Consider the following 23,861-nt stretch of genomic DNA (forward strand, 5'->3'; position numbering starts at 1 on the left):
CTCCCTAATTAAGAGCTCCCTTTGAGAGAGGGGCGACCACCGCCCTTCACCCAATTACCTGTAATCGACCCAGACCCCGCCCTGATCGGCCGAACGAACGCAGTTCTCCACCCAGCGTACGCCTTCCACTCCCGCCTCGATCCCCGGATAGCGGATGCCTGCCAGACGGTCCCCGTCGTTCTCGTTGCGCGCCTCCATGGCGATGGCAAAGCGATCGTAGAGATTGGCCCAGGCTTCGAAGAGACCCTCCGGATGGCCTGCACCGATACGATCGTCGGCAAGCGCCTTTGCATGCAGGTAACCCATGCCGCGTTCCAGGATGCGCACGGGCTCGCCCTGAACCTCGAAACGAAGCTGGTTCGGCTGCTCGTCCCACCACTCGATCGATGCTTTGGAACCGACAATGCGGACCTTCTGGCTGTGCATTGAGCCGGCATTGACAGCGCTTGACCAGAGCGTACCGAAGGCACCGTTGTCATACTCCATCAACGTCATGGCGTTGTCCTCGAGCGGCGCACGCGTCTTGACGAAGCTCTGACGTGCGCACAGGAGGCGCTTGATATGTAGGTCGGGCAGGATGACCTCAGAAATATACAGTGGATGCGTACCGATGTCGCCAAGCACGTAGCTCGGGCCTGCAAACTTCGGGTCGACGCGCCAGCGGGTGGCCGGGTTCTGCAACTCGACAGCTTCATTGTGGAAGCCGTGCGCGAACTGGAGGTTAACCAAGCGGATTTCGCCGAGTTCGCCGGCAGCAACAAGTTCACGGGCATGTTCGATGACCTGATGGCCGCTATAGCCGTAGGTCACGCCGACGATGCGGCCGCGCTCGGCGGCGATCCGCTGGAGATCTTCGGCTTCCGCAACCGTGAAGCACAGCGGCTTCTCGCAGACCACGTGCAGCCCGCTTTCGAGCGCAGCCTTGGTGATCTCGTAGTGGGTGTTGTTCGGGGTCGCGATCGAGACAGCCTCGATCCCGTCGGGACGCTTTGCTTCCTCGGCAAAGAGCGTCCGCCAGTCGGCGTAGCACCGCGACGGGTCAAGCCCGAGTTCGGCACCGAAGGCGCGACCGCGTTCGGCATCAATGTCGAAAGCGCCGGCAACGAGATCGAAATAGCGATCGCGCAGCGCCGCACTGCGGTGGACGTAGCCGATCTGGCTGCCCCGGCCACCGCCAACCATTGCCCAGCGGAGCGGTCGTTTCGTCTGACGAGTTCCGTAAATCATTGAGATATCCGTCCAGGATTGTTAGAAGCCGGCCGACTTCAGGTAGTCGCGGCTGAGTTTCACATCCGCCAGGCTTCCGCCGGCGTTGCGCGGGTCACGCTCCTGCTCGACAGTGATGAAGCCTTCGTAGCCGAGGTCACCGAGAAGGATGCGGATGGCAGGATAATCGATGCAGCCATTGCCGATCGGGCACATGACGCCTTGCGCGCAGGCTTCGAAGAAGCGGATCCGCTCGCCCATCACGCGGTCGAATACGGCCTTGTCGATGTCCTTGAAATGGATGTAGTCGAGACGGTCAGCATATTTGCGCAGCGTTTCGACAGGATCCATACCGGCATAGAACGTATGACCGGTGTCGAGGCAAAAGCCGGCAACCTCTTGCGGAATATCAGACGCCAGACGCTCGATCTCGTCCTCGAATTCGATGTAGCCACCCGCATGCGGGTGGATAGTGGCGCGAACGCCGTATTTCTCGCGGGCCAGATCGGCGATCGCTCTGATATTGTCCATCATACTGGCCCAGGCCGCGTCGTCGAGCCGCGGCGCCTTGTCGGGATGCCCAGCGGCAAAATCGCGCTCGTCATGTCCCCAGTCCATGACCGTGAGATAAGGCGCTGCAAAGCGCTGACCGGCCGACTGTGGCGGCTTGGGCAGGCTGGTGATCAGCGCGCAGATCTCCTCAGTCTGACGCAGGAGGTTTTTACGATTGCCTGGGTCGAGCAGATCATTGAAGATCGTTCCGGCAACGATGTAGAGCCCCCGGCTTACAAGTGCCCGGGAGACAAGGTCAATGTCTAGCGGGACATAACCATAGGGGCCAAGTTCCATTCCGTCATAACCGGCGTCGTTGACTTCATCGAATACCAGTTCCCACGCAGGGAGATTGGGATTGCGCACGTCATCAACGCCCCAGCAGCACGGAGCTGTGGTGACTGCAATGCTCATATTGTGATTGTCCTTCCCTGGTGCCGCCCACGGGGGGGCGACCCTCCTTGGACAAAAGACTTAGCCGCAGATATCGACTTTACAAAGTTCGATTTTGATGGGATTCCATCAAAAACGAGTGGAGATAGGCAAATGGTTGCGCGAAAGGTAAGCATCACGGACGTTGCAAAGGCGGCCGGCGTGTCAATTGCGACGGTGGATAGGGTTCTGAACAATCGTGGCGGCGTGCGCACCGACAAGGAAGATCGTGTGTTGGCCGCCGCACGCGCGCTCGGCATCGACCGGGCGCTGGATCGCACGCCCTCGCGCACGTTGCGTGTGGCGGTGCTGATCCAGCCGCCCACCAACCCCTTTCACGCGTCGTTGCGCGAAGGCATTGATCTCGCTTCGCGGATGTACGCAACTTTGAACATCAAGTTTTTCGTGAAGCATATTGATCCAACGAAGGTGGAGGCGATTGCCTCACTCGTTCATGCGTTAGGTCCTTACGACGGCCTCATTATCACCAGCCCGGACGATGAGCGAATTAGAGAAGCGATTTCAAAGATATCGCTGAAAATTCCGGTAGTGACCCTTGTGGATGATGTGGGGGGTTCTGGTCGCTCAGCACACATCGGACCCGACAATCGGCAATGCGGGCGAGTAGCTGGAGACCTGATGGGACTTTTCCTTGGCAACGAAGGCGGTCAAGTCCTGATAATTGCTGGGTCGAAGGCTATCACCGGCCATCGTGAAAGAGAGGCAGGTTTTCGTGAAGTGATTTCCGAACGCTACCCTCTCTGTAGTGTTTATGCGGTCCTAGAGACCGGGGAAGATCAGGATAACGCAGGCCGCATCGTCGAACTCGCTTTTTTCAAGAATCGCGGCATTAAGGGAATTTATCATTTCTCGTCCGGAGCACTGTCCATCGTCAATGCTCTTCAACAAATGGGCAACCTCGAGCGCACCGTTGTCATTACTCACGAACTGACCTCAAATCGGAGGATGCTTCTTAGGGCGCGCAAGCTCCGCGCTGTTATTGACCAAAAGCCATTGTTAGAAGCACGACTGGCTGTGGAAACAATGGCAAAGCTGCTTGGAAGACTAGCGGGCCAAGCGAGCTCGATCTCGACCGACATTCAAATATTCTTGACTGAAAACGCTTAGGATTTCGAGAAATTTCCTACTTGTGCGTGGTGCACAGTGTCCGTCGTCGGATGATCTGAGACTTTTTGGCTTTGGAAGAATGGAGTTTCCGGCTCGGTGTCCATGAAACCGACAGCAGGCCAAGGTGAACTTGTCTTTGGCATGACTTCTCCTCCTCCGGATCGGGAGGGGCCTGACCGCGCAAGTTCGTCATTCTCCTAACCAGGATGGCCGCGAAAACAGCGTCACCACTCTCAATTCCGCAACAGCCCATTTGCCCTGTTTTTTAACGGGATCGATCGCCTCCAATAAGCAGTCGGCAACTCCCCTCCGGCGGCCAACGTAGCACAGCCCGCTTCTTCCGCGCACAGGCGGAGCAAAGCCCGCGATCGTTTTTTGGGATGTCGCGCCCCGCCTTCAACTTGGAGACTTCACGACGGAGCCGATCAATCTCAAGCTGCTCCGGCTTCATCTGGCCCTTTCTAGGAAACGACCGGCTGGGATCGTCGCCGTATTCGCGAACTAAAGTTAATGTGCGCAACACGTTCTCTTGGACATCACTGTCACGGGCCTCCTGGGCAACAGCGGCTCCGCGCTCGTTTAACAACTTCCCCGCCTCAAGATTGTACTCGCGGCCGAACTTCCTTCTTTGCATTCACGCTCTCCGGTTCCAGGAGGAACGCCTTGACCCGGTGCCCGGGGGACCAGCGCCGGGCCAAAACTGCTATGGCGCGATCATCGAAACGGGCCTGTGTGTGGCACGCCTAACGAAAGCAGGCGTGCTTAAAACTCCGGCCACTAGTCTGCCGACTTCAGAGCGGTGTTCCCCTGAACCAGATGAGCGACCTTGGAGGCGGTCTTCGGCGTATGACTCGGAACAACGCCCGACGCGACTGACTGGCTTGAAGATGATTGGCGGGGCAACCCGGGCATGCTGCCGATCTTGAACTGGCCGAGAAGGGCGAACAATTGTTCGGCCTCTCGCGCGAGGCTGTGGGAGGCAGCTGAAGTTTCTTCGACCATCGCAGCGTTTTGCTGGGTGCCCTGATCGATGGTGTTGACGGCCGAGTTGATCTCCTTCAAGCCGGTCGCCTGTTCCTTCGAAGCCTCAACGATCGCTCCGACATTGCTGTCAACCTGAACAACCTGGCTCACGATCTCGCGGAGAGCCTTGCCGGTGTCGCCGACCAAGGTTACGCCACTCTTGACGTGGTCATTGGATGTGTTGATAAGTTCCTTGATTTCCTTGGCTGCCTTCGCTGAACGCTGGGCGAGTTCCCGCACCTCCTGGGCGACGACGGCAAAGCCTTTCCCCGCCTCACCGGCACGTGCCGCCTCAACGCCAGCATTCAGCGCGAGAAGGTTCGTCTGGAAAGCGATCTCATCAATGACCCCTATGATATTGCCAATCTCGCCGGCAGACTCTTCGATCTTGCCCATCGCATCGACCGCATGGCCGACGACCTTGCCGGAGTTCTCGGCATGCTCCTTCGTGCGCCGAACCAGGGATCCGGCCTCTTGCGCTCGATGGCTAGAGTCACGGACTGTCGTTGTAATCTGCTCCAGCGCAGCAGCAGTTTCCTCCACAGATGCGGCCCGCCGCCGCCAGCTATGCGGCGAGCATCGAGCCCTGCAATCCCGCCATTGGCGGCGGCGGTGATGAGGTCCAGCGCTTCGTCGATCTCGGCCAAACTCTCCATGCGGTCCCGGACTGGCAAACAGGTCAGGTCGATATCAACCGAGAGCCGAGGCATGTCGCGATAGAACAAATTGAATGCAGTTCTGCCCTTCAGCGAGAAGACCTTCTCAGTTGCGATAAAGGGGTGAAGCCGTATCAACAGCGCAACCTGGGCGGCATATGATTCACGGGCCATCGGCAGTTCCTGAGGTTTCCACAAAATTCGAGGGCCATGATGCGGTAGCGGGGGTGAATTTTGCCACCCTTCACGCGGGCGCGGTCGCCCGTGCCCAGCTTGAAGTCATCGGGATTGAGGCGTTCACGCGACGAATGCTTACGGCGCTCTGCGAACACAAAGAACAGGCGTCTGACCTTGATCTCCCGGCAGCTCTGCAGCAGCGCCGTCAAGCGGCGCTAACTGAGCGTGGCCAACCTTTTAAATACCATATCGAGATTGTGGAAGCTCTCTTGGGCGGGGAGTTCGTCGAGGGCTTACAGTAGGGCGCGCTCCGGTAGCGACATTAGAAGCGCCCGACCGCAAGGCGTCGTACGGGCGTTGGCAGACTTGTTCTCGGTAGGGCCCAAATCTGGATCGGTGAACAGGGACCTGCCGCGGGCAATTAGGGGCGCGTCGGGTTTCAAGCGCGGTACCCATGACGGGATATCATCGTCATAGAGCCATACAGGTGCGGGAGCTTCCAACGGCAAGTAGTGGCGATATCCCTGCTCGCAGAGGGCAGTGATGCCCCTGGCATGTATCTTGTAGCTCATGATGTGCAGGAGCGAGAGTAGGCACGTGCTCCAGCCAAGCGGCGCTGGATGTGGCCTAGGGCGACGGAAGACGCCGCGCTCGAGGCGCTCCAGCCCTCCACTCTCAACATACTTTCGCGTGAGGAAGCGGCTGATGCCTTGACTCACTAGCCAACGTGCGTCCGCGACAAAGCCTGCCGGGACAGCTTCCAAGGCATTCTTTAGCTTGATTTCCTTCGGTGTATTCATGGTACACATAATAACATTGGCTCGAAGAAACGAACCAGGGCTCTTTGTAGATCTTATGAAAGAGTACAAGGCGAACTTAAAAACCTGGCTTTTCAAATATAACGACAAGTCGGAGACCCAGATTATTACTTCATCGCAGTGGACTGGAATGCGCCCGTCTTCCAGCCGCGCTGGTCCGCAATGGAGGAATATGAACCAACGACCCTCCACTACGTAGGATGCTTGCCGACCGAAAATCTAGCCAGTCCATGCAAACGGTTTATTTAGGGTGTCCGGAAAGAGGCCGTATGCGGTCTATACGTTTTTGCGTTGATTTGCACTGAGATTTCTCAATGCAAATCAACGATCATGCTTACTTCTTGCCGCCCCAGCGCTCCGGGTAGCCCGGCAGGTCCTGGCAACCGCACAGGCTGTAGTGCAGCGGCGGCATGCGCTCGTCGATGTACTGTGTCAGCACGTCTTCGGTGATCGCCGGCTGCGGAAGCACCCACTCCGGACCGGGAACAGACTTGCCATCCAGAACGTCAAGGGCCGCGATGACGGCGGTGCGCCACTGGTAGGTCGGATAGGACGGTGCGATGGCCGTCAGCTTGTCGGCTTTCCACTTGCGCAGGAAGTCCTGCTGGTCCTCGCCGCTGATCACGGGATAAGGCAGCCCGGCATCCTCGAAGGCTTCGAGCGCGGCCGTCGCCGTGTCGCCGGCGTCCATCCAGATCGCATCGATCTTCTCGCCGCGATTGATGTAATCCTCGACGACCGCCTTGGTTTTCGCGCGGTCGCTGCCTGTAAACTCCGAGCCGATGACATTGAGCCCGGCTTCGTCGAAGATGGTCTTGGCGGCCGAATAGCGCGTCTCGAGCACATCGACGCCGGGGACGATGCGCAGGGCGAGAACGTTGTCGCCCTTCTTGAGCTTGCTGGCGATGAACTCGCCCGAGGTGATGCCGAAGCCGTAGCCGCCGACCGGATGGATGTAGGTGACGGGGCAGGAGGTGTTGACGCCACGGTCGAAGACGATGATGGGAAGCTTCGCGCAGGCGGCCTCGACGGCCGGGGTCAGCGCAGCCGTCGTGTTGGGCGAGACGATCAGCGCGTCGCACTTTCCGCCGCTCACGAGCGCCTCGATATCGGAGATCTGCTTGTCGTCCTTGCCCTCGGCATCGACGACGATCAACTCCTTGAGGCGGTCCTTGTGCAGTTCGGCTTCAGCCGTGAGATTGTTGAGGCCGACAACGCGCCAGGGGTTGAAGACGCCAGCATTGGAGAAGCAGAGCGTGACCTGGCCGTCCTTTTTGTACTTGGCCGTATCGACCATGCTGTCGCCGAGGTGCTGCGCCCAAGGCTGGCCTTCCGGCCCCTGCGGCGTCATCGCCAGCAACTCCCGCTGCTTCTTGAACTCAGCCGGATCGTTGAAATCCTGCGCAAGCGCATGACCGGCGAATGTCAATGCGACGGTGGTCGCCAGAAGTGTCCTCAGTGTCATGTCGTCCTCCTCCAGAATGCCGGCCTTGCCGGCGGTTGTGATAGCGAATGCCGGTCAGGTCCGGCGGCGGCGGCGCCAGGCGGTGACGGCGACAGCGGCGATCAGGATGACACCTTGGATGCTGTCCCTGAACGCCTGCGGCAGGCCTAGGAGATTGAGCAAGGTGAAAAGAGCAAAGAGGCTCAGTGCGCCGAAGGTCGCGCTCCAGATCGAACCGCGCCCTCCCAGCAGTTGCGCGCCGCCGATCACGCAGGCCGCGATTGCCTGCAGTTCCAGCCCCTCCCCGGCATTGACCGAGACGCCGGAGAAACCGCCGAGCAGGATGCCGGCCGTGACAGCCGAAACCGCAGAAACCACGAAGGCGATGATGCGGGTCGCAGCAACAGGCGCCCCGGCCAGTTCCGAGGCCCGTGGATTGTCGCCGACGGCGAGGGCCCGCTTGCCATAGACGGTGCCGTTCAGGCCGAACCAGGCGAGCGTGACGAAGCCGACGAGAACGACCACGGCGACCGGCAGGGTCCCCAGCCCCGGAACGTCGCGCCAGACGAGCCGTCCGAGATTGCGGAAATTGTCCGGCAGGTCGCCGCGTGCCGCGCCGCCCGACCAGGCGAGCGCCAGCCCGTTGACGAGCAGCATCGTTCCGAGGGTCGTGATGATCGAGGGCACCTTGAGGAAGGCGACCACGAGACCGTTCATCAGTCCGACGGCAATGCCCATCCCGTAGAGCACACCGATGACGGCCCAGGTGATCTCCGGATCGCCGTTGATGAGTATTGACGCCGCCAGGACAACCAGCGTCGCGACAGCGCCCATCGACAGATCGAAACCACCCGTCAGGATCACATAAAGCTGGCCGCAGGCAAGGATCACCAGCGGCGCCGCGCGCCGCAGGAAATTCATGAAGAGGCCGGGTTCGAGATATGTCGGCTGGAAAAGCACGATCGCTGCGTAGAGGACGATGAACATGACCAGACCGGCATTGAGGGCGATGCGCCCCGCCCGGCGGCGAGAGGGGGTCGTCTGGGGAACGCGCGTCATGCCACATGTCCCTTCGCGCGAACGGCGTGCACGGCGACGGCCGCGATGACGATGACGCCCCGCAGGACCTGCTTCAGGAAAGCATCGATGCCAAGCATGTTGAAGCTCGCGTCCAGGGTCGCAAAAAGCAGGACGCCTGCCAGCGTACCCGCGACGCCGCCTTTGCCGCCGGCGAGGATGGTGCCGCCGATGACGGTCACCGCGATGGATTCCAGGTCATAGAGGCCATCCCGCCCGATCCAGGGCGTACCCGATTGCAGCCGCGCCGCCAGATAGAGACCGCCCGCGCCGGCAAACAGGCTGGCCACCATGTGCGCCGAGAGAGTGACGCGCTCGGTGCGAATGCCTGCAAGACGCGCGCCATCGGGGTTGCCGCCGACAGCATAGATGCGCGCACCAAAAAGCGTGCGGTCCAGCACGAAGGCTGCCGCAAGCGAGAGGGATGCGAGAAGCAGCAGCGGATAGGGTATGCCGAGGACGCCGCCATAGGCGAGGATCTGGAATTCGCGTGCCACGGTCCCTTGCAGCGCGCCGAAGGAGGCCGCCAGCACTCCCTGGATGATGAGACCCGTGCCGAGCGTCGCGATCAGAGGATTGATGCCGCCATAGGCCACGAGCGCGCCGTTGACGAAGCCGACGATGGCGCACAGACCGAGACAGGCAATGACGGCCGGTACGATCATCGCCGGGTCACCCTGCATGAGATGCGAGGCGAGCACCGCGACGGCGCTGATCAGCGCTGCGACCGAAAGATCGATCGAGCCGACGAGGATGACGAAGGTCTGGCCGAGCGCCACGAGCCCGAGCGCCACCATGCGCTGAAGAAGGCCGGTCGCACCCTGCCAGCTCAATTGTGCGGTTTCCCCGGTAGAGAGCGCCACGACGACGAAGAGGCCGATGGACATCAGCGCGAGAAGCAGGGCAACCGGCATGCCCACGTTGAGTTTTACGGCGGACTGGCTCATGCGACGGTCCTTCCAAGGGCAGGACCGGAAAGGCCGAGGGCGAGATTCATGATGTCCTCCTCGCCGGCCCCGCGGGCGACGGAACCCGAAATGCGGCCCTGGTGCATGACGATGACCCGGTCGGCGATGCCGATGAGTTCGGGCATGTCGGAGGAGACGACGACGATGCCACGACCGGAATCGGCGAAGCTGCGCATCGTCTCGTAGATGGCCGCCTTGGCCGCAATGTCGATTCCCCGCGTCGGTTCGACGAAGACGAGGATCTGCGAGGCCTGCTCCAGCCAGCGCACGATGATCGCCTTCTGCTGGTTGCCCCCCGACAGCGTTCCGATCTCCTGGCCGAAATCGGCCGCGCGCACATCCATGGTCCGCAGCGTCTCGTCGATTTTCGCATTGCCGAGGGCGCCCTTAAACGGCCGCGTGAACAGGCCCGCCATCGAACGGAGCGTCAGAAGCGCATTGTCGCGCACGGACTGGCGCAGGGCGAGGCCCTCGCGTTTGCGATCCCCTGGCAGGTAGCCGATGCCGGCCGCCGTCGCCTGCCTCGGCGTGCGAAGCGCTGTCGGTTTCCCGCCAAGCATCATCGTTCCGCCGGCAAATGGCGCGTCTCCCACAAGCGCCGACGCCAGTGCACCCTTGCCGGAATCTTCAAGGCCAGCGACGCCGATGATCTCGCCCGCCCGCACCTCGAAGGCGATTTCATCCAAGGCCGCATTGTTGCCGCCCGCAACGGCCAGCAGAACCTTGCCCGGCGGCGAGACCGGCGCGGGTGGATAGAACTCCTTCAGGTCGCGCCCGACCATGGCACGCACGATCTCCGTCACCGGCGCAGAGTCCGCCCGACGTGTCCAGACCTTTCGTCCGTCCTTGAGGATGGTGATGCGATCGGCAATCGCCGTCACCTCGGGCATGCGGTGAGAGATGTAGACGATAGCGACGCCCTCCCGCCGCAGGGTGGAGACGAGCGCGAGAAGGGTTCGGCTGTCGCGCTCGTCGAGCGCGGCCGTCGGTTCGTCCATCACGAGGATACGCGCGTCGAGAAGCAGCGCCTTGGCGATTTCCACCAGTTGCTGGAGCGCGATGGAAAGCGATGAGACCAGCGTTCGCGGATCGATCTCGGCGCCGATCCGCTTGAGGAGAAGAGCCGCTTTCCGGTGCATCGCGGCCTTGTCCAGGAAGCCGCGGCGAACGATTTCGCGCCCCATGAAGATGTTTTCCGTCACGCTGCGATGCGGCAGCAGGCTGAGCTCCTGGTGGATGATCGCAATACCCATTTCGGCCGCCTGCCGGGGATGGGTGAAATGGATCGCGCGACCGGCGACCTCAATGGTGCCGGCATCCGGACGGTAGCTGCCGCCGAGGATCTTCATCAGTGTCGATTTTCCGGCGCCGTTTTCGCCGCAGATGGCGTGCACCTCCCCGGCAACGCACTCGAAGTCGACACCATCCAGCGCGCGCACGCCCGGAAAGGCCTTCGAGATCCCCGTCATGCTGAGAGCGGGCGAGACCGTCATGCCAACCGGTCTCCGGCAGCCGCCCATTCGCGGCGAATGAAGGCGATGCTGTCGGCGAACAGAGCGTCGAGATCATCGAAGAGGTCGCGCCAAACGCGCGTCGCACCCGCCAGTTCCGGAAGGGCGCGGCCGAAGGCTTCCACCGTCAGCCAGCCGTCGTAACCACAGCGTCGCAAGGCATCGAAATGCGCAGCGAAGGGCACGTGGCCGGTGCCGGGCACACCACGGTCGTTCTCCGAGACATGGTAGTGATTGATTTCCCGGTGATGCCGCTCGAAGGTCGCCGGCGGATCCTTTTCCTCTATGTTGGCGTGGAACGTATCGAACATATAGCCGTAATTGGGGTGATTGACGGCCTGATGGATCGCCGATGCCTGGGCGATCGTCGACATCAGGTAGCACTCGAAGCGATTGACGGCCTCGGCCGAAATACGGATACCGGCGGGCGCCGCATGCTCTGCCATGGCCCGCATCGCCTCGACGCAATGGTCGAATTCGGCGGCGGTCGGCGCCAGACCGGTAAAAATCCCAACCGGGGAATGAATGGGACCGGCAATGATCTCCCCGCCCATGGCGGCGGTGCAATCGATGATCCAGCGGTGTCGGTCGCGGGCCTTGAGACGCACCGCAGCGTCAGGGCTCACTGGATTGGCCTCCGCGGTCGCCACGGCGGCCGCGCCAGCGGAAAGACCGATATCGGAGAGCAGCTTGCCCAGGCTGCGATAGTGATGCTCGTTGCCGGAAAAAACGGGAATCTCGACAGCATCGTAGCCGAGCGCCTTCAGCCGCTCCAGCTGACACGCGTGCTGCTCGCCGATCTCAGCGCCGATTACCAGCAGGTTGAAAGCCACTTTCACAACAGTCCTCCCGTCACCGCGAAGCGCGTCTGCTGCGCGCCTTTCCGGTTGACCCCACAATGACAGGCTTGACTCGGCAATGCTTGCGGACAAAAACAGTGGTAAATTTCTTAAGTCACTGTGTTGGGAGGCGCAACGTGAACAAGCATACCGTCATCTCGCCGGCCTCCGTCCGGCCTTCGGTTTTCCGCCAGCCCGACTCTGTCATGTATGCCGACAACTGCAAGGAACTGCAGGCCGCCGCGCGCCGCGGCGAAGTCGAACTCCACGCCTGGACCCGCGGCAACTATCCCGGCATTTCTCTCGAAAACCGCCTGCCGGGCATCCGCACCGTCGGTTTCTGGGACGCACGCCACAGCCAGTCGTGGGGCCTTGGGCGCCACTGCAACGAAGGCTTCAAGATCGCCTACCTCGCCCGTGGCAGCCTCGATCTCGTGGTCGACGACCCGACCTACACGCTGAAACAGGGCCAGTTCATCGTCATCCGTCCCTGGCAGTTGCACGCCATCGGCAGTCCCAATGTTGGCCCGAGCCGCCTGCTGTGGATCATCCTCGACGCCGGCCTGCGCCGACCGAGCGAAACGCCGGATTGGCCGGACTGGCTCATTTTCTCCAGGGACGAGGCTGCACAGCTCAGCGAGATCCTGACGCAAAACAACCAACCCGTCTGGGATGGCGGACCGGAACTCTGCCGCAGCTTCGAGGCCATCCCATCGATCCTGCTGGAACGCAGCCCCGCCGACGGGGAAACCCGGCTCAAGATCGCCATCAATGCGATGATGCTCAGCCTGATCGACCGGATGACCGAGCAGGCGCCCGCGCTCGATCCGAATCTGTCGACCTCGCAGCACACCGTCGCTATCTTCCTGCGCCGGCTCGCCTATGTCCTGGACGAGGAATGGTCCCTCGAAGGCATGGCGGAGGAGTGCGGGCTATCGAGAACGCGGTTTTCAGAATACTGCAAGAAACTCACCAACATGGCGCCGCGCCAATACCTTCAGCATCTACGGCTGGAACAGGCATCCCGCCTGCTGCAGGAACCCCGCAATGCGAGCGTCACGGAGATCGCTTTAAGTTGCGGGTTCAACTCAAGCCAATACTTCTCCAACGCGTTCAAGAAGCGTTACGGGCACTCTCCAAGCAGATATCGATAGACAACTTTGGCGATGTGGTTCGTTGGCCTGACCCTCGAACAGCGAAATGGTGTTTACCAGCGGAGCGCACCGCGAGAGCTGTCTGCGATCGGCGGGAGTGAGAATATGTTCACTTTCTCTTCTGTTCAAACGAGCCTGACGAGAACTGCTAGAGCTGGCTCAGGAAAGCTGCACATCCACGCCTCCGCGAAGGAGGCGACCTGCCAAGCCGTATGCATCCCATAGTCGTATGCGTTCGATCCACGCGCCCGTGAACGATCTGGTCGAGGCCCGCTTCTGCTCTAAGAGCGACCGGGAAATCCACGTGCACGCCGGCTCGACGGGGCTGGGAGCGATCAGCCGGCAGGGCAAGCCGTCATCAGCCGCCTGCGGACCTCGGCGAGAATGCGTCGCCGGTCGGAGGCATATCGCCGTGTCGTAAGGTGTACAAGCCCTTCAAAATCCGCCGGCTTCACTTGGCGGTAGAGGTCTAGCGCATGGCGGCGGCTGTTGACGATCACCAGAATCTGCTCGCGCGCACCGAGCATTGCCTCCAGCGCGGCATCGTCCAGCACACTTTGATGGCGAATGCGGGTGCGAGCCAACTGCCGGGCCAGACTTTCGGGATCGAGCGCCAGTTCGCGATCGATATCGAGCGGCAAACCCAAATCGATTCCTTCGCGCCGTGCAAGCGCCGGCTGGGTGGCAGTACACAGAACCACGGTACACCCGTAGCGCAGGACCAGTTCCACAAGCGCTCGCGTCATCGGCAGAAGCAGGCTGCGCGGCAGGGTCTGCGCCTCATCCAGAATGATGATGGCATTGGCCATGTTTTGCAGCTTTCGCGAGCGCGACAGACGCGGCGAAAGCAGGCTTCGAACAGCTAGGTCCTGTTGACAAAGTATGGCAGCCAAATCTTTGCGGCTGCGAGCGCAAGGAATGCTGAGAAGGATTTTCGTGTCTTGTCGTATCGGGTCGCGACGCGGCGGAACTGCTTGAGGCGGTTGAACATCCGCTCGATGCGGTTCCTGTCCTTGTAAGCCCGGAAGTCGCAGGCAGGCGGGTTCTTCAGGTTTGCTTTCGGCGGAATGACTGGCCTGATCCCATGGATCAGGAGTTTATCGCGCAGGAAATCGCCGTCCTAGCCTTTGTCGGCAAGGCACAGTCTCGGCTTGCCGACTGGTATCGCCAGCAGATCAGAAACGCCGTTTTAGTCCGAAGCTTCGCCGCCTGTCAGGACGAAGCCAAGAGGGCGGCCCTGACCGTCTGCTCGGGCGTGGATTTTCGTCGTAAAGCCGCCGCGTGATCGACCAAAAGCCTCCTGATAAGTCCCCCTTTAGCGCCCGCAGCCTGCGAATGGCCGCGAACCGTGCTGCTATCAATCATATGCTGCCAGTCATCCGTCAGCCCGAGTTCGACGAGGGTCTCAAGCAGAGCGTCCCAAACGCCTTGTTCAGCCCAACGGCGGAAGCGCACATAGACCGAATTCCACTTTCCGTAGCGCTCGTGCATGTCCCGCCAGGGGCATCCGACCCGAAGAACATGCAACATGACGTTGAGGTATCGTCGATTATCGTGCGAGGGCCGAGACTTCCTGCCGCGTTCGGTGGGCAACAGCCCCTCGACGATCCGCCATTCCATATCCGTCAGGTCGCCGCGAGCCAAAACTGCCTCCTAAAAGCCAGTCTTGAATCACGCTTCCGCTGATTTGGGAATCCACTTTGTCAACGGGACCTAGACATTCGTAGTGATCACAACACTCTTGATGCTTCATTTGAAAACTGGGGAGCTCAGCCTGGCCCCAAAAGCTCGCCGCTGCGGCAATACCATTTGTTAAATGTCCGCTCCTACCCGCCCGCGCTCGGCACTGGTGGCGAGAGAACGGAATAAGAGCATGGCAAAACACGATCTTTCAACTCATCACTTTCAACGAAAAATCTCGGATTTCTGCGAGGTGCGCATTGCGCCAATCGCCTCAAAGCGCGTTCTGGAAAGCATTCGGCCCTATCTCGTTGGTCTTGTCATCCACCGCCGGCCACCACCGATCGTTAGTGGCCGTATGGATTGGACGGCCATTGGCGAGGCATGCGGGGTCGAAAACCAATTAACTGCCGATTTGAAGAAGGCGCTCCGTCCGGGACTGGACGCGATTATCCGCTGGCTCGGAGAACCGCCTGCCGCCGATGACATACAGTCGACGAAAACACGCAGGAAATCGCGCAAGACCGTTCAGAGCAAGGTGGAAACTGCGACGCGTTCCAGAGCGCGACAGATCCTCTCCGACAAGACCCCGGCTACCTCGTCATCTGTGCCGAGGGGACCACAACCGAAACCAATCAGCCCATTCCCTGAGCCATTGTTTGAGGCGACCGATGATCCGGCGAGCTTTAGCGATGCGCTCGTTTATCACATGCGCCGGTTCGGCGAGAGCTACTGGCAACTCTACCGCGCCGTCGTTCGCCTGGGCGAGACGTTCGATGACAAGACTCTGCTGTCGTGGGTTCAGGGCGAGCGCGTGCCGCGATCTCTGACGAGCTTCGAGATCCTGTCCCGTATCGAGCGGCGCTACCGACTGGGACAGGGCTATTTCAAAGCGAAGCTCCCGCACCAATCCCGCTCCCTATACGGCCATGATATGGGCGACATCAGCGCTGCGGAGCGGCGACGACTTGCATGGCATCTGCCGGACAATTTCAGCAGCTTGCCGTTCTCCAAGCGGGAGGAAATCATCGAATGGGTGCGCCGGGTCATCATCTCGGGCTCAACCGACTATCGCCGCTACCAGGCGGCGGCAACCAAACAGCGTTATGCAATACGATTTCCAGGGATCACCTATGGCGGAGGCACCCTGTCTCCACGACCACAAATGAACCCGAACAGCACGAGCCACAATCCCGAGGCCTTTGAAGATCCTGATCTCCTCTCCGGCGTCGTCGATGCGCTGCTGCGGTTGGCTATGGAGATGGCCGATCTGATCCGCTTCAAGACATCGACGCTGACCGCAATCGGCTTCCAACGAAATGGAGTTTGGGGAGAGGAAACCGCATCCCAGAAGGTCGAGCATCTCGGCCTCATGTTCGGTGCGCTCGCTGCCTCACCCGCAAGCGTCGTCAAAGGGCGCGGTGTGCCGCTCAGCCAACTAACCTTTGGCCTGTTGATCTTCCCGGGCGTCTGGGACTGGTATCTCCAATGGCGGGAGCAGCGCCGCGGCTTCTACACCAAATGGGAAGAAGACATGCTGATGCTGGCGCAAGCTCTCACGCGGGCAGAGGTGGGCTGGATCCGCCAGCATCCGGAGCTCCTGAAGAAGGTTCAGCCAATCGAAGGGCTGATCGCGCCGGAGGAGATAGAATTCGCAGCACGCGACTGGCACGGCGCCTGCGACGCATTCCACCGGCATGCTGCCAATCGCTCGAAGGAAATACAGCGTGTCATGCGCGTGCACCGCGATCCGTTCGAGCCGATCATGGTGGTCCTTGAAGCAGACAGCCCGCTGTCGGAATACCGCAAGATCACAGATGAGATCCTGAAGCGTATGCCGGATGAAAACCGATATCCTCGGGCAGCAGCCGAAGCGGTCCGCTCTTTCCTTTTGCTGCGCCTCGGCCTGCATCTGGGACTTCGGCAAAAGAACCTTCGCCAGCTTCGCTTGTGCCCACGTGGGCATTTCCCGACTTCGGAGCGACGGCTGGAAGACATGAAATGCGGTGAATTGCGCTGGAGCGATCGGGAAAACGGATGGGAGGTCCTCATCCCATCAATCGCCTTCAAGAACTCAGGCTCATCATTTTTCGGACAAAAGCCGTTTCGCCTGATGCTGCCGGATTTGCTCGACCTCTACAAATACCTCGAGGCCTATATCGATCGCCACCGAGGTGTGCTGCTTGGTTCGGCAAAGGATCCCGGCACCCTGTTCGTCAAGACGGTGAAGACAACCAGCCCGGACGCGGCATACGATTCCACCAAATTCTATGAAGCCTGGCGCACCGTGATCCAACGCTATGGCATCTACAACCCCTATACCGGCCGCGGCGCTATCAAGGGATTGCTGCCGCACGGACCGCATAATCTTCGGGATATTCTGGCAACGCATATCCTCAAGCAGACCGGTTCGTATGAGCAGGCGAGTTATGCCATCCAAGATACACCGGATGTCGTTCAGCAGCACTACGGTCGCTTCCTGCCACAGGACAAAGCAGCACTCGCGGCGAAAATCCTCAATCAGGTTTGGGAGGCTGCATAGCCACTCTGATGAATGGCTGATCCACATCGCCCATGCAGATGCAAACCAAGCCCCGCATCTGTATGGACCCTGCTGGTCGTCTTCGCCTTGAACGGATACGAACCCGTGACCTCGACGTCCTGTTGCTGTATCCGAATTTTCGTTTCTCCTTTTGCGCTGAGCAATAGAGATGATTGCTGCGAAGGGGCTACGTCTTTTGGCATTAACTGGCCGTCGCCGGACACGTTATGCCCACTTCCAGTCAGCAATTCGAGAAAAATACTCGGCTTCAATGACTTCAACAGCGCCCCTACCGAAAAAGACCCGTAGCGGTGGATTCTCGGTGTCGACCAGCTTGAACAGTGATGTCACTGAATCCTGCGGATCGCCGGGTGGCATCTTGCCGAACATCTGCAAGATGCCTCTCCGAACGTCATCGTATTCCTTCATGGTTTCCGCCTGTTTTGCAGAAGGACCGGACCAGTCCGTGGCGTATGGCATCGGTTCGACCAGCGTCACCTTGATGCCGAAGTCTTTGACCTCGGCGGCCAGAGCCTGGCTCATCCCCTCGAGGGCCCACTTCGACGCGTTGTAAATGCCGAAGAACGGGAATGCGGTGACGCCGCCGATCGAAGAGACTTGAATGATGTGGCCGCTGCCTTGTGCTCTGAGATGAGGGAGTGCTGCTTGCGTGACCCAAAGCGCACCGAAGAAATTCGTTTCGAACTGGGCGCGGGCCTCAGGTTCTGAACCGCCCCGGCTTTGCCGGAGACCCCAACTCGTGAGAAGTAGGGTCTATGACAAGCAAGACGACGAACAAGTTTTCTCCTGAAGTCCGCGCCCGCGCCGTTCGAATGGTTGTCGAGCATGAAGCAGAGCATCCTTCGCGGTGGGCGGCCGTGTCTTCCATCGCCGCCAAGATCGGCTGCTCGGCGCATACGCTCAATGAATGGGTGAAGAAGGCCGAGGTGGACAGCGGCAAGCGTGCGGGTTTGCCGAGTGACGTCGCGGAGAGGATGAAGGCTCTGGAGCGGGAGAACCGCGAGCTTCGTCAGGCCAACGAGATTTTGCGCAAAGCCTCTGCGTATTTTGCGATGGCGGAGCTCGACCGCCCACTGAAGCGATGATTTCCTTCATCGACGAACACCGCTCGGTGCTCGGGGTCGAGCCAATTTGCAGACTGCTGCCGATTGCCCCGTCCACCTATTATGAGGTCATCGCCAAGCGCACGGATGTGGACCGTCTGTCGGCCCGCGCTCGACGCGACATTGCCATGAAGGTCGAGATACGCCGGGTGTTCAACGAGAACTTCCAGGTCTATGGCGTGCGCAAGGTCTGGCGACAGTTGCAACGGGAAGGTTACGACATCGCCCGCTGCACAGTCGCTCGGCTTATGAGGGCATTGGGGATGCAGGGCATAATTCGCGGCAAACCGATCCGCACGACGGTCAGTGACAAGACCGCGCCATGTCCGCTCGATCGGGTGAACCGGCAGTTCTACGCTCCCGCGCCGAACATGCTGTGGTTATCCGATTTCACCTACGTGGCGACTTGGCAGGGCTTCGTCTACGTGGCCTTCGTCATTGATGCCTTTGCACGCCGCATTGTCGGTTGGCGTGCAAGCCGGACCGCCCACGCGGGCTTTGTGCTCGATGCTCTCGACCAGGCACTTCATGATCGGCGGCCCGTTCACCGTGGCGGGCTGGTTCATCACTCGGACCGCGGCTCGCAATATGTGTCCATTCGCTATTCTGAGCGATTGGCAGAGGCAGGCATCGAGCCTTCCGTCGGTAGCGTTGGCGATTCCTATGACAACGCGCTCGCCGAAACGATCAACGGCCTTTACAAAGCCGAGGTCATCCATCGCCGGGGACCATGGCGTAACTTCGAAGCCGTGGAGTTCGCCACACTCGAATGGGTGGACTGGTTCAACAATCGACGCCTTCTGGAGCCCATCGGGAACATACCGCCAGTCGAGGCCGAAGAACGGCACTATGCTATGCTGGACGCACCAGCTTTGGCCGCATAACTTAAACCAAACGGTCTCCGGCAAAGCCGGGGCGGTTCATTCTGATACCTCTTCCACCATGCCGAAAAGACCGTAGCCGGCATTGTTGACGACAACGTCCAGACGTCCGAAATGAGCAACGGCAGCATCAATCGCGCTCTTAGCGGACGCGCGATCAGTGACATCAAGCGCAAGTGGAAGAATCAGATCGCCATATTGCTCGACGAGGGGTGTGAGCGTCTCGATGTTTCGCGCTGTGGCGGCCACCCCATCGCCACGGGACAGGGCCGCCTGAGCCCAGACGCGGCCAAAGCCGCGCGACGTGCCGGTAATGAACCAGACTTTTGATTTGGTAGACATGTTTGCCTCTCTGCCGCCCTCTTCTCTGACGGCGATCAAGTTCGGGAGTGTCGGGAGATGATTAGGGTTTCAGATGCTGCTCGAAAAATGCGTCGATCTTATCGAAAGGGATCTTGTCGTCCTGGTCGTAGAGATCGGTATGGATCGCGTACTTGACGATCAGCAGTTCCTTCGGTTCTGCCGCCGCCTTGTAAGCGTCCTCGCTGAAGTAGCGGGAATGCGCCTTCTCGCCTGCGATGAGCAGAAGGGGACGCGGTGAGATCTCGGCTATACGGGTCAGGATCGGCATGTTTACGAAGGACAGCGGCATGGTGCCGGTGAAAGCTCCTTCAGAGTTCAGCGACCGTTCGTGGAAACCGCGTGGCGTCTTGTAGAAATCGAAGTACATCCTCACGACCGGATCAGTTACGCCATCAAGGGTCTGAGGCAGGAAGCTCGGGCCCGGAGCCGGGGCGCCATTCTTCGCGTCGACCCAGCGCTGCTGACTGATGTGCTCAAGCATGCCTGTGCGCCCGGCAAGATCCATCTTGTCGTAATAGCCCTGCGCCATCAGGCGGGAGATGTCGTACATGCTGAGTGCAACGACAGCCTTGATGCGCTTGTCGACTGCCGCGGCATTCAAGGCAAAGCCACCGCCACCGCAAATCCCGATCACGCCGATGCGGCTCTGATCCACATTGGGAAGTAGACCGATGTAATCGACGGCGGCGCTGACATCTTCCGTATTGATCTCGGGCGACGCAAGATTGCGCGGCTCCCCGCCGCTCTCGCCTGTATAGGAGCGGTCAAATGCGATGGTCGCGAAGCCGCGCTCGGCCATGATTTGCGCGTAACGACCGGAGACCTGCTCCTTCACGGATCCGAACGGGCCGTCGACCACAAGAGCCGCCAGTCGTTGATCCCCGATCTCTTTCGGAAGATAAAGATCGGCCGCAAGCGTGATGCCATAGCGGTTCTTGAAGGTTACCTTCCGGTGATCGACCTTGTCGCTCTTGGGGAAAATCTTATCCCATTCCTGTGTTAACTCCAGGCTTGCTCCGGAGGGAATCGGTGCGGTTTGCGCCATAAGAGGCTGCGCGAGCAAGACGGCGGAAACGTAGCTGGCAACGATGCTGCAAGACAGCCTTGTGACGAGGCGTCCTGCGGCCGCAGCCAGAGATGTCCTGGGGTGTTGGCCGGCGCTTGAAGGTTCCTTGCGCCAAAGGCATGCAGTCATGACAATGCAAAGCATATCGATCTCCAATCAAATAGATGCTTGAGGATTTTGGATGCAGCGATTATTTCCCGCCCCTGCGCGATCTGTCCTGGCCTGCCAGGGCTGAAACACTTGGGCGTCAACCCAAGGCCTGCAAAGCTGCCTTGTTGTTCGCGAGCCAGTCGGAGAACGACTGCGGTCCAACGCCTGTGATCCTGCGAAAATCACCAGTCACGGTCCCGGCGAACCCGTCGGCCGTGTTGACGTCGAATGACGCAAAGATCCGCGCAAAGTGTTCGGGCATGCCGGCCTTCGTCATTCCTTCCACGAGGGACCTCTCGGTGATGGAAATCGCCGTGATCTTCCGGTCCAGCACACGACTGACGAGGTCCGCCTGCTCTGCCGTGGTCAAAGCCTCTTCACCGCTTAGCGTTAGGACCTGCTTGCCCTCAGTGTGCCCGGCCAAGACAGTCGCGGCAGCAAGGGCGAGATCGTCACGGGAGAGGTTCGCCAGTTTGCCCTCTCCTGCGGCATGGAACCACTGGCCTGCGTTGTGCAGGATCGCGGGCAAGGTCATGTAGAGGTTCTCGAAGTACCAGTGCATGCGCAAGATGGTCCAGGCTGGGATGCTGCTCGCTTCGATTGCCGCTTCCGTCCTGGCGTGGTCTGGCGCCACCATGACGCTGGCTTTATCGGCATTCGGCATCGACGTGTAAATGACGTGTCCAATGCCTGCCTCTTCTGCTGCCCTAACGGCCAATAGCTGCTGTTCAAGACGTCGCCCCGGCCGATCCAGAGCGTCGGTGCTGATGAGCAGCATGCGGTCGATGCCCTCGAAAGCAGGCCCCAAGGATGCTTTGTCCTCGAAGTCGGCAAAGCGGACAGAGACGCCCTTGTTGGCGAAGGCGCTCAAGCCATCGGGTCGACGCGTCGTAGCGACAATGTTGGCAGGGTCGACGTTGAGCGTAGCGATAAGGTGAAGGAGAACCAACTGGCCGAGATGGCCAGAGGCTCCGGTGACGAGCAGTTTCTGCGACATGATGTTCTCCGAAGTGCGCGCCGCATTTTGAAGGGGGAGCGGTATTTTCGAACCACGCTTGATGCGTCCCCTCGCCAGCGAGGACGAGGGGACGCATCAATGCGAATGACTGTGTGAACTAGCCGCGGTGGGCGCCAACGAGAGCTGCAACCGCTTCCTCGACACCGATCCGGCCGACGCGCTTGATCGTTCCCTTGTCCTCGAACGACAGCCAGCCCTCATTGAAGCCATCGAGGCACTTCATCCACATCTCCGGATCCTTGATGCCCTGACCTCTGAAGATGCCGTCCCAGGCTTCATGCGGAATGGCTTGAACACCGACGTCACGGCCAAGCGCCTTGCCAAATGCATTGGCGATGTCCTGCGGCGAGACCAGATCCGGGCCATGCAATTCGACAATGTGGTGGCCCGTCCAGTCCTCCATCAGAAGTTCACCGGCGGTGCGACCGGCATCAGCAACCGAGACCATGGGCAATGCACGATCAACGGGCTGCAGGAAGGAGTGGATCACACCATCATTCTTCGCGCTGCCGACGTCCCATTCGGCATTTTCGATATACCAGGCGGGCCGGAGGAAGGTGATCGGCAGATCGACATCGGCCAGTTCTTCCTCGAGGATCGTCAGTTCGCTGATCGTATTGCGCTCTACAGCCTGGGCGCCAACGCTGGACAGGGCGACGATCTTGCCTGGACGCGCTGCCAGGATCGCCTTTTTATAGGCCGCGACAATCGCCCGCGCCTTTGGCAGATCCTCCGGCTGGTCAAGGCTGGGCGGAACGACCAGAAACACGCCTTCACATCCCGAAAACGCGTCGGTCAGCGCTTCGTGGTCTTCCATCGTCGCCAGAGCAATCTCGCATCCGTGATCGGCAAAGGCCTGCGCCTTGCCGACATCGCGCGCCACAACGCGGAGCGATTTACCGGCGCCGAGAAGAGTTTTTGCGGCATTGCCACCAACGCGGCCCGTAGCCGCAGTTACTGCAAACATCTGAATTTTCCTCACCTGGACCTGTTGTTCGTGAGGTCTTTTTCTCATGTTTGAATTCGGGATTTTATCGCTATAATGTCCGGACAATGTGGACTCAAATTCCGGAACTAACATGGCCTATGACAGCCGACTCCTGACTGGTGTCACCGTGCTGATGGCGGTGGTCGAAGCCGGAACCATGGCGAGAGCCGCAGAGGCTTTGGGAATGACGGCCTCGGGTGTCGGAAGGGCCATCGCTCGCCTTGAAACAAGGATAGGCATTCGCCTTCTGGAGCGAACAACCCGTTCCCTGCGGCTCACCGATGAGGGGCGCAAGTTCTATGAACAGGTCGGGCCACACCTCGATGGCATCGAAGATGCTGCATTGGAAGCGTCCGGGTCGGCTGGTGTCGTCAAAGGACGCTTGCGGGTCAATGTCGCGCCCATCGTGTCCCAGACCATCCTGTCTGATCGTATGGGGGCGTTCCTGGCCGCCTATCCGGAACTGCGTGTGGAAATGATCATGCGGGACGCCGTCGGGGACCTCGTTGCAGATGGTTTTGACATGGCACTTCGCTTCGGCGATCCGCCGGAAAACCTGATTGCACGGCGTCTTGCAGATATGCGCGTGATCACGGCGGCATCGCCCACGTATATCGCAAGGCGAGGTCGGCCCTCACACCCCAGCGAATTGATCGACCATGAAACCATAGATTTCTGGGATCCTGTGAAGGGTCGCGCCTATGACTGGGAGTTCCATCGGGATGGCGAGACTTTGCCAGTTAAGACGCGTGCCAGACTGATGACTTCAGATGCAGCCACCATGCTGGCATCTTGTCTCGCCGGCGTCGGAATTTGTCAGATACCTCCTATCGGAGCGCACCACCTCTTCGCACGGGGCGACCTTATCGACCTGTTCCCCGATTGGCCGGGGGAGCGCTTTCCGCTCTATGCGCTCTATCCACCGCGCCAGAAGCATTCCGCAAAAGTACGAGCTTTCGTGACATTCGTGGAAGGGCTCATCACGGAAGAGGGATAAAGGGACATTACGCCGCGAGAAACGCATACCGATTCCCAGCAACATAAAGCTCTTGATGGGAATAGAA

General features: G+C 60.1%; 19 protein-coding genes, 5 pseudogenes and 1 other annotated feature. Of the genes and pseudogenes, 5 read left to right on the top strand and 19 right to left on the bottom strand.

What is annotated here, in order from left to right; genetic code table 11:
• Positions 1-54: 54 nt before the first annotated feature.
• Entirely contained in the window at positions 55-1,227 is a 1,173-nt protein-coding gene (locus BJF92_RS06850; protein WP_075634028.1) for a Gfo/Idh/MocA family protein, read from the bottom strand.
• Between the two features lie 21 nt (positions 1,228-1,248).
• The gene (locus BJF92_RS06855; RefSeq protein WP_075634029.1) at positions 1,249-2,172 is read right to left on the bottom strand and encodes a TIM barrel protein; all 924 of its coding nucleotides are present in this window, start codon (positions 2,170-2,172) and stop codon (positions 1,249-1,251) included.
• Positions 2,173-2,304: 132 nt separating this feature from the next.
• Between BJF92_RS06855 and BJF92_RS06860 the strand changes: the two genes are divergently transcribed.
• Positions 2,305-3,318, top strand: coding sequence for a LacI family DNA-binding transcriptional regulator (locus BJF92_RS06860; RefSeq protein ID WP_075634030.1), 1,014 nt, complete (start codon positions 2,305-2,307; stop codon positions 3,316-3,318).
• A gap of 363 nt (positions 3,319-3,681) precedes the next feature.
• On the opposite strand, the pseudogene BJF92_RS06865 reads toward BJF92_RS06860, so the two are convergent.
• The 10 genes and pseudogenes from BJF92_RS06865 to BJF92_RS06905 form a co-directional block, all read right to left on the bottom strand.
• Positions 3,682-3,952: pseudogene (locus BJF92_RS06865) on the bottom strand (transposase); the annotation flags it as partial.
• A gap of 143 nt (positions 3,953-4,095) precedes the next feature.
• Positions 4,096-4,899 (bottom strand): annotated as a pseudogene (locus BJF92_RS06870) (methyl-accepting chemotaxis protein); the annotation flags it as partial.
• Positions 4,900-4,961: 62 nt separating this feature from the next.
• A pseudogene (locus tag BJF92_RS24685) lies at positions 4,962-5,171 on the bottom strand (nucleotidyl transferase AbiEii/AbiGii toxin family protein); the annotation flags it as partial.
• A complete protein-coding gene (locus BJF92_RS25995) occupies positions 5,132-5,329 on the bottom strand; it encodes a type IV toxin-antitoxin system AbiEi family antitoxin domain-containing protein (RefSeq protein ID WP_245294687.1) in 198 nt (65 codons plus the stop codon). The pseudogene BJF92_RS24685 and the gene BJF92_RS25995, both read right to left, overlap by 40 nt.
• Positions 5,330-5,467: 138 nt before the next feature.
• On the bottom strand, positions 5,468-5,983 hold the full coding sequence (locus tag BJF92_RS26000) for an AbiEi antitoxin N-terminal domain-containing protein (RefSeq protein WP_342585777.1): 516 nt from the start codon (positions 5,981-5,983) through the stop codon (positions 5,468-5,470).
• A gap of 343 nt (positions 5,984-6,326) precedes the next feature.
• The gene (locus BJF92_RS06885) at positions 6,327-7,457 is read right to left on the bottom strand and encodes a substrate-binding domain-containing protein (protein WP_075634033.1); all 1,131 of its coding nucleotides are present in this window, start codon (positions 7,455-7,457) and stop codon (positions 6,327-6,329) included.
• Positions 7,458-7,511: 54 nt separating this feature from the next.
• Positions 7,512-8,495 carry an ABC transporter permease gene (locus tag BJF92_RS06890; protein WP_075634034.1) on the bottom strand — a complete coding sequence of 328 codons (984 nt, stop codon included), beginning with the start codon at positions 8,493-8,495 and terminating at the stop codon, positions 7,512-7,514.
• Positions 8,492-9,460 (bottom strand): ABC transporter permease, encoded by a 969-nt coding sequence (locus tag BJF92_RS06895; RefSeq protein WP_075634035.1) that lies wholly within the window; start codon positions 9,458-9,460, stop codon positions 8,492-8,494. The genes BJF92_RS06890 and BJF92_RS06895 overlap by 4 nt, the downstream gene beginning before the upstream one ends.
• A complete protein-coding gene (locus tag BJF92_RS06900) occupies positions 9,457-10,974 on the bottom strand; it encodes a sugar ABC transporter ATP-binding protein (protein ID WP_075634036.1) in 1,518 nt (505 codons plus the stop codon). The genes BJF92_RS06895 and BJF92_RS06900 overlap by 4 nt, the downstream gene beginning before the upstream one ends.
• Positions 10,971-11,924 carry a sugar phosphate isomerase/epimerase family protein gene (locus tag BJF92_RS06905; RefSeq protein WP_245294680.1) on the bottom strand — a complete coding sequence of 318 codons (954 nt, stop codon included), beginning with the start codon at positions 11,922-11,924 and terminating at the stop codon, positions 10,971-10,973. The genes BJF92_RS06900 and BJF92_RS06905 overlap by 4 nt, the downstream gene beginning before the upstream one ends.
• A 44-nt stretch (positions 11,925-11,968) precedes the next feature.
• Here BJF92_RS06905 and BJF92_RS25085 point away from each other — a divergent pair, with 44 nt between their 5' ends.
• A complete protein-coding gene (locus tag BJF92_RS25085; protein ID WP_158032208.1) occupies positions 11,969-12,985 on the top strand; it encodes an AraC family transcriptional regulator in 1,017 nt (338 codons plus the stop codon).
• Positions 12,986-13,320: 335 nt separating this feature from the next.
• On the opposite strand, the gene BJF92_RS06915 is transcribed toward BJF92_RS25085, so the two are convergent.
• Together BJF92_RS06915 and BJF92_RS26440 are read right to left on the bottom strand one after the other, a co-directional pair.
• Positions 13,321-13,794, bottom strand: a complete 474-nt coding sequence (locus BJF92_RS06915) for a hypothetical protein (protein WP_075634038.1) — start codon at positions 13,792-13,794, stop codon at positions 13,321-13,323.
• Between the two features lie 53 nt (positions 13,795-13,847).
• A pseudogene (locus BJF92_RS26440) lies at positions 13,848-14,629 on the bottom strand (IS5 family transposase).
• Between the two features lie 229 nt (positions 14,630-14,858).
• Here BJF92_RS26440 and BJF92_RS06930 point away from each other — a divergent pair.
• Positions 14,859-17,207 carry a hypothetical protein gene (locus tag BJF92_RS06930; protein ID WP_075634040.1) on the top strand — a complete coding sequence of 783 codons (2,349 nt, stop codon included), beginning with the start codon at positions 14,859-14,861 and terminating at the stop codon, positions 17,205-17,207.
• A gap of 225 nt (positions 17,208-17,432) precedes the next feature.
• Here BJF92_RS06930 and BJF92_RS24700 read toward each other — a convergent pair.
• A pseudogene (locus BJF92_RS24700) lies at positions 17,433-17,921 on the bottom strand (SDR family NAD(P)-dependent oxidoreductase); the annotation flags it as partial.
• 62 nt (positions 17,922-17,983) lie between these two features.
• Between BJF92_RS24700 and BJF92_RS06945 the strand changes: the two are divergent.
• Positions 17,984-19,215, top strand: a protein-coding gene (locus BJF92_RS06945; protein WP_143523953.1) for an IS3 family transposase whose coding sequence is annotated in 2 segments (ribosomal slippage) — positions 17,984-18,275 and positions 18,275-19,215 — 1,233 coding nt in all. Because the reading frame shifts where the segments join, the coding sequence is not laid out codon by codon here.
• Positions 18,268-18,384, top strand: a sequence feature (AL1L pseudoknot). (Overlaps the previous gene by 117 nt.)
• Positions 19,216-19,251: 36 nt before the next feature.
• On the opposite strand, the gene BJF92_RS06950 is transcribed toward BJF92_RS06945, so the two are convergent.
• The 4 genes from BJF92_RS06950 to BJF92_RS06965 all read right to left on the bottom strand — a co-directional run bounded on the left by BJF92_RS06950 (position 19,252) and on the right by BJF92_RS06965 (position 22,824).
• Positions 19,252-19,554 (bottom strand): SDR family NAD(P)-dependent oxidoreductase, encoded by a 303-nt coding sequence (locus BJF92_RS06950; protein ID WP_078057894.1) that lies wholly within the window; start codon positions 19,552-19,554, stop codon positions 19,252-19,254.
• Positions 19,555-19,615: 61 nt separating this feature from the next.
• Positions 19,616-20,797 (bottom strand): alpha/beta hydrolase, encoded by a 1,182-nt coding sequence (locus tag BJF92_RS06955; protein ID WP_245294681.1) that lies wholly within the window; start codon positions 20,795-20,797, stop codon positions 19,616-19,618.
• 91 nt (positions 20,798-20,888) lie between these two features.
• Positions 20,889-21,788 (bottom strand): SDR family oxidoreductase, encoded by a 900-nt coding sequence (locus BJF92_RS06960; protein ID WP_075634043.1) that lies wholly within the window; start codon positions 21,786-21,788, stop codon positions 20,889-20,891.
• Between the two features lie 118 nt (positions 21,789-21,906).
• Positions 21,907-22,824, bottom strand: coding sequence for an NmrA family NAD(P)-binding protein (locus BJF92_RS06965; RefSeq protein WP_210187600.1), 918 nt, complete (start codon positions 22,822-22,824; stop codon positions 21,907-21,909).
• A 64-nt stretch (positions 22,825-22,888) separates the two neighbouring features.
• Between BJF92_RS06965 and BJF92_RS06970 the strand changes: the two genes are divergently transcribed.
• Complete coding sequence (locus tag BJF92_RS06970; protein WP_075634045.1) at positions 22,889-23,794, top strand: LysR family transcriptional regulator; 906 nt, start codon at positions 22,889-22,891, stop codon at positions 23,792-23,794.
• Positions 23,795-23,861 lie beyond the last annotated feature (67 nt).

The organism is Xaviernesmea rhizosphaerae (genome assembly GCF_001938945.1).
GTDB lineage: Bacteria > Pseudomonadota > Alphaproteobacteria > Rhizobiales > Rhizobiaceae > Xaviernesmea > Xaviernesmea rhizosphaerae.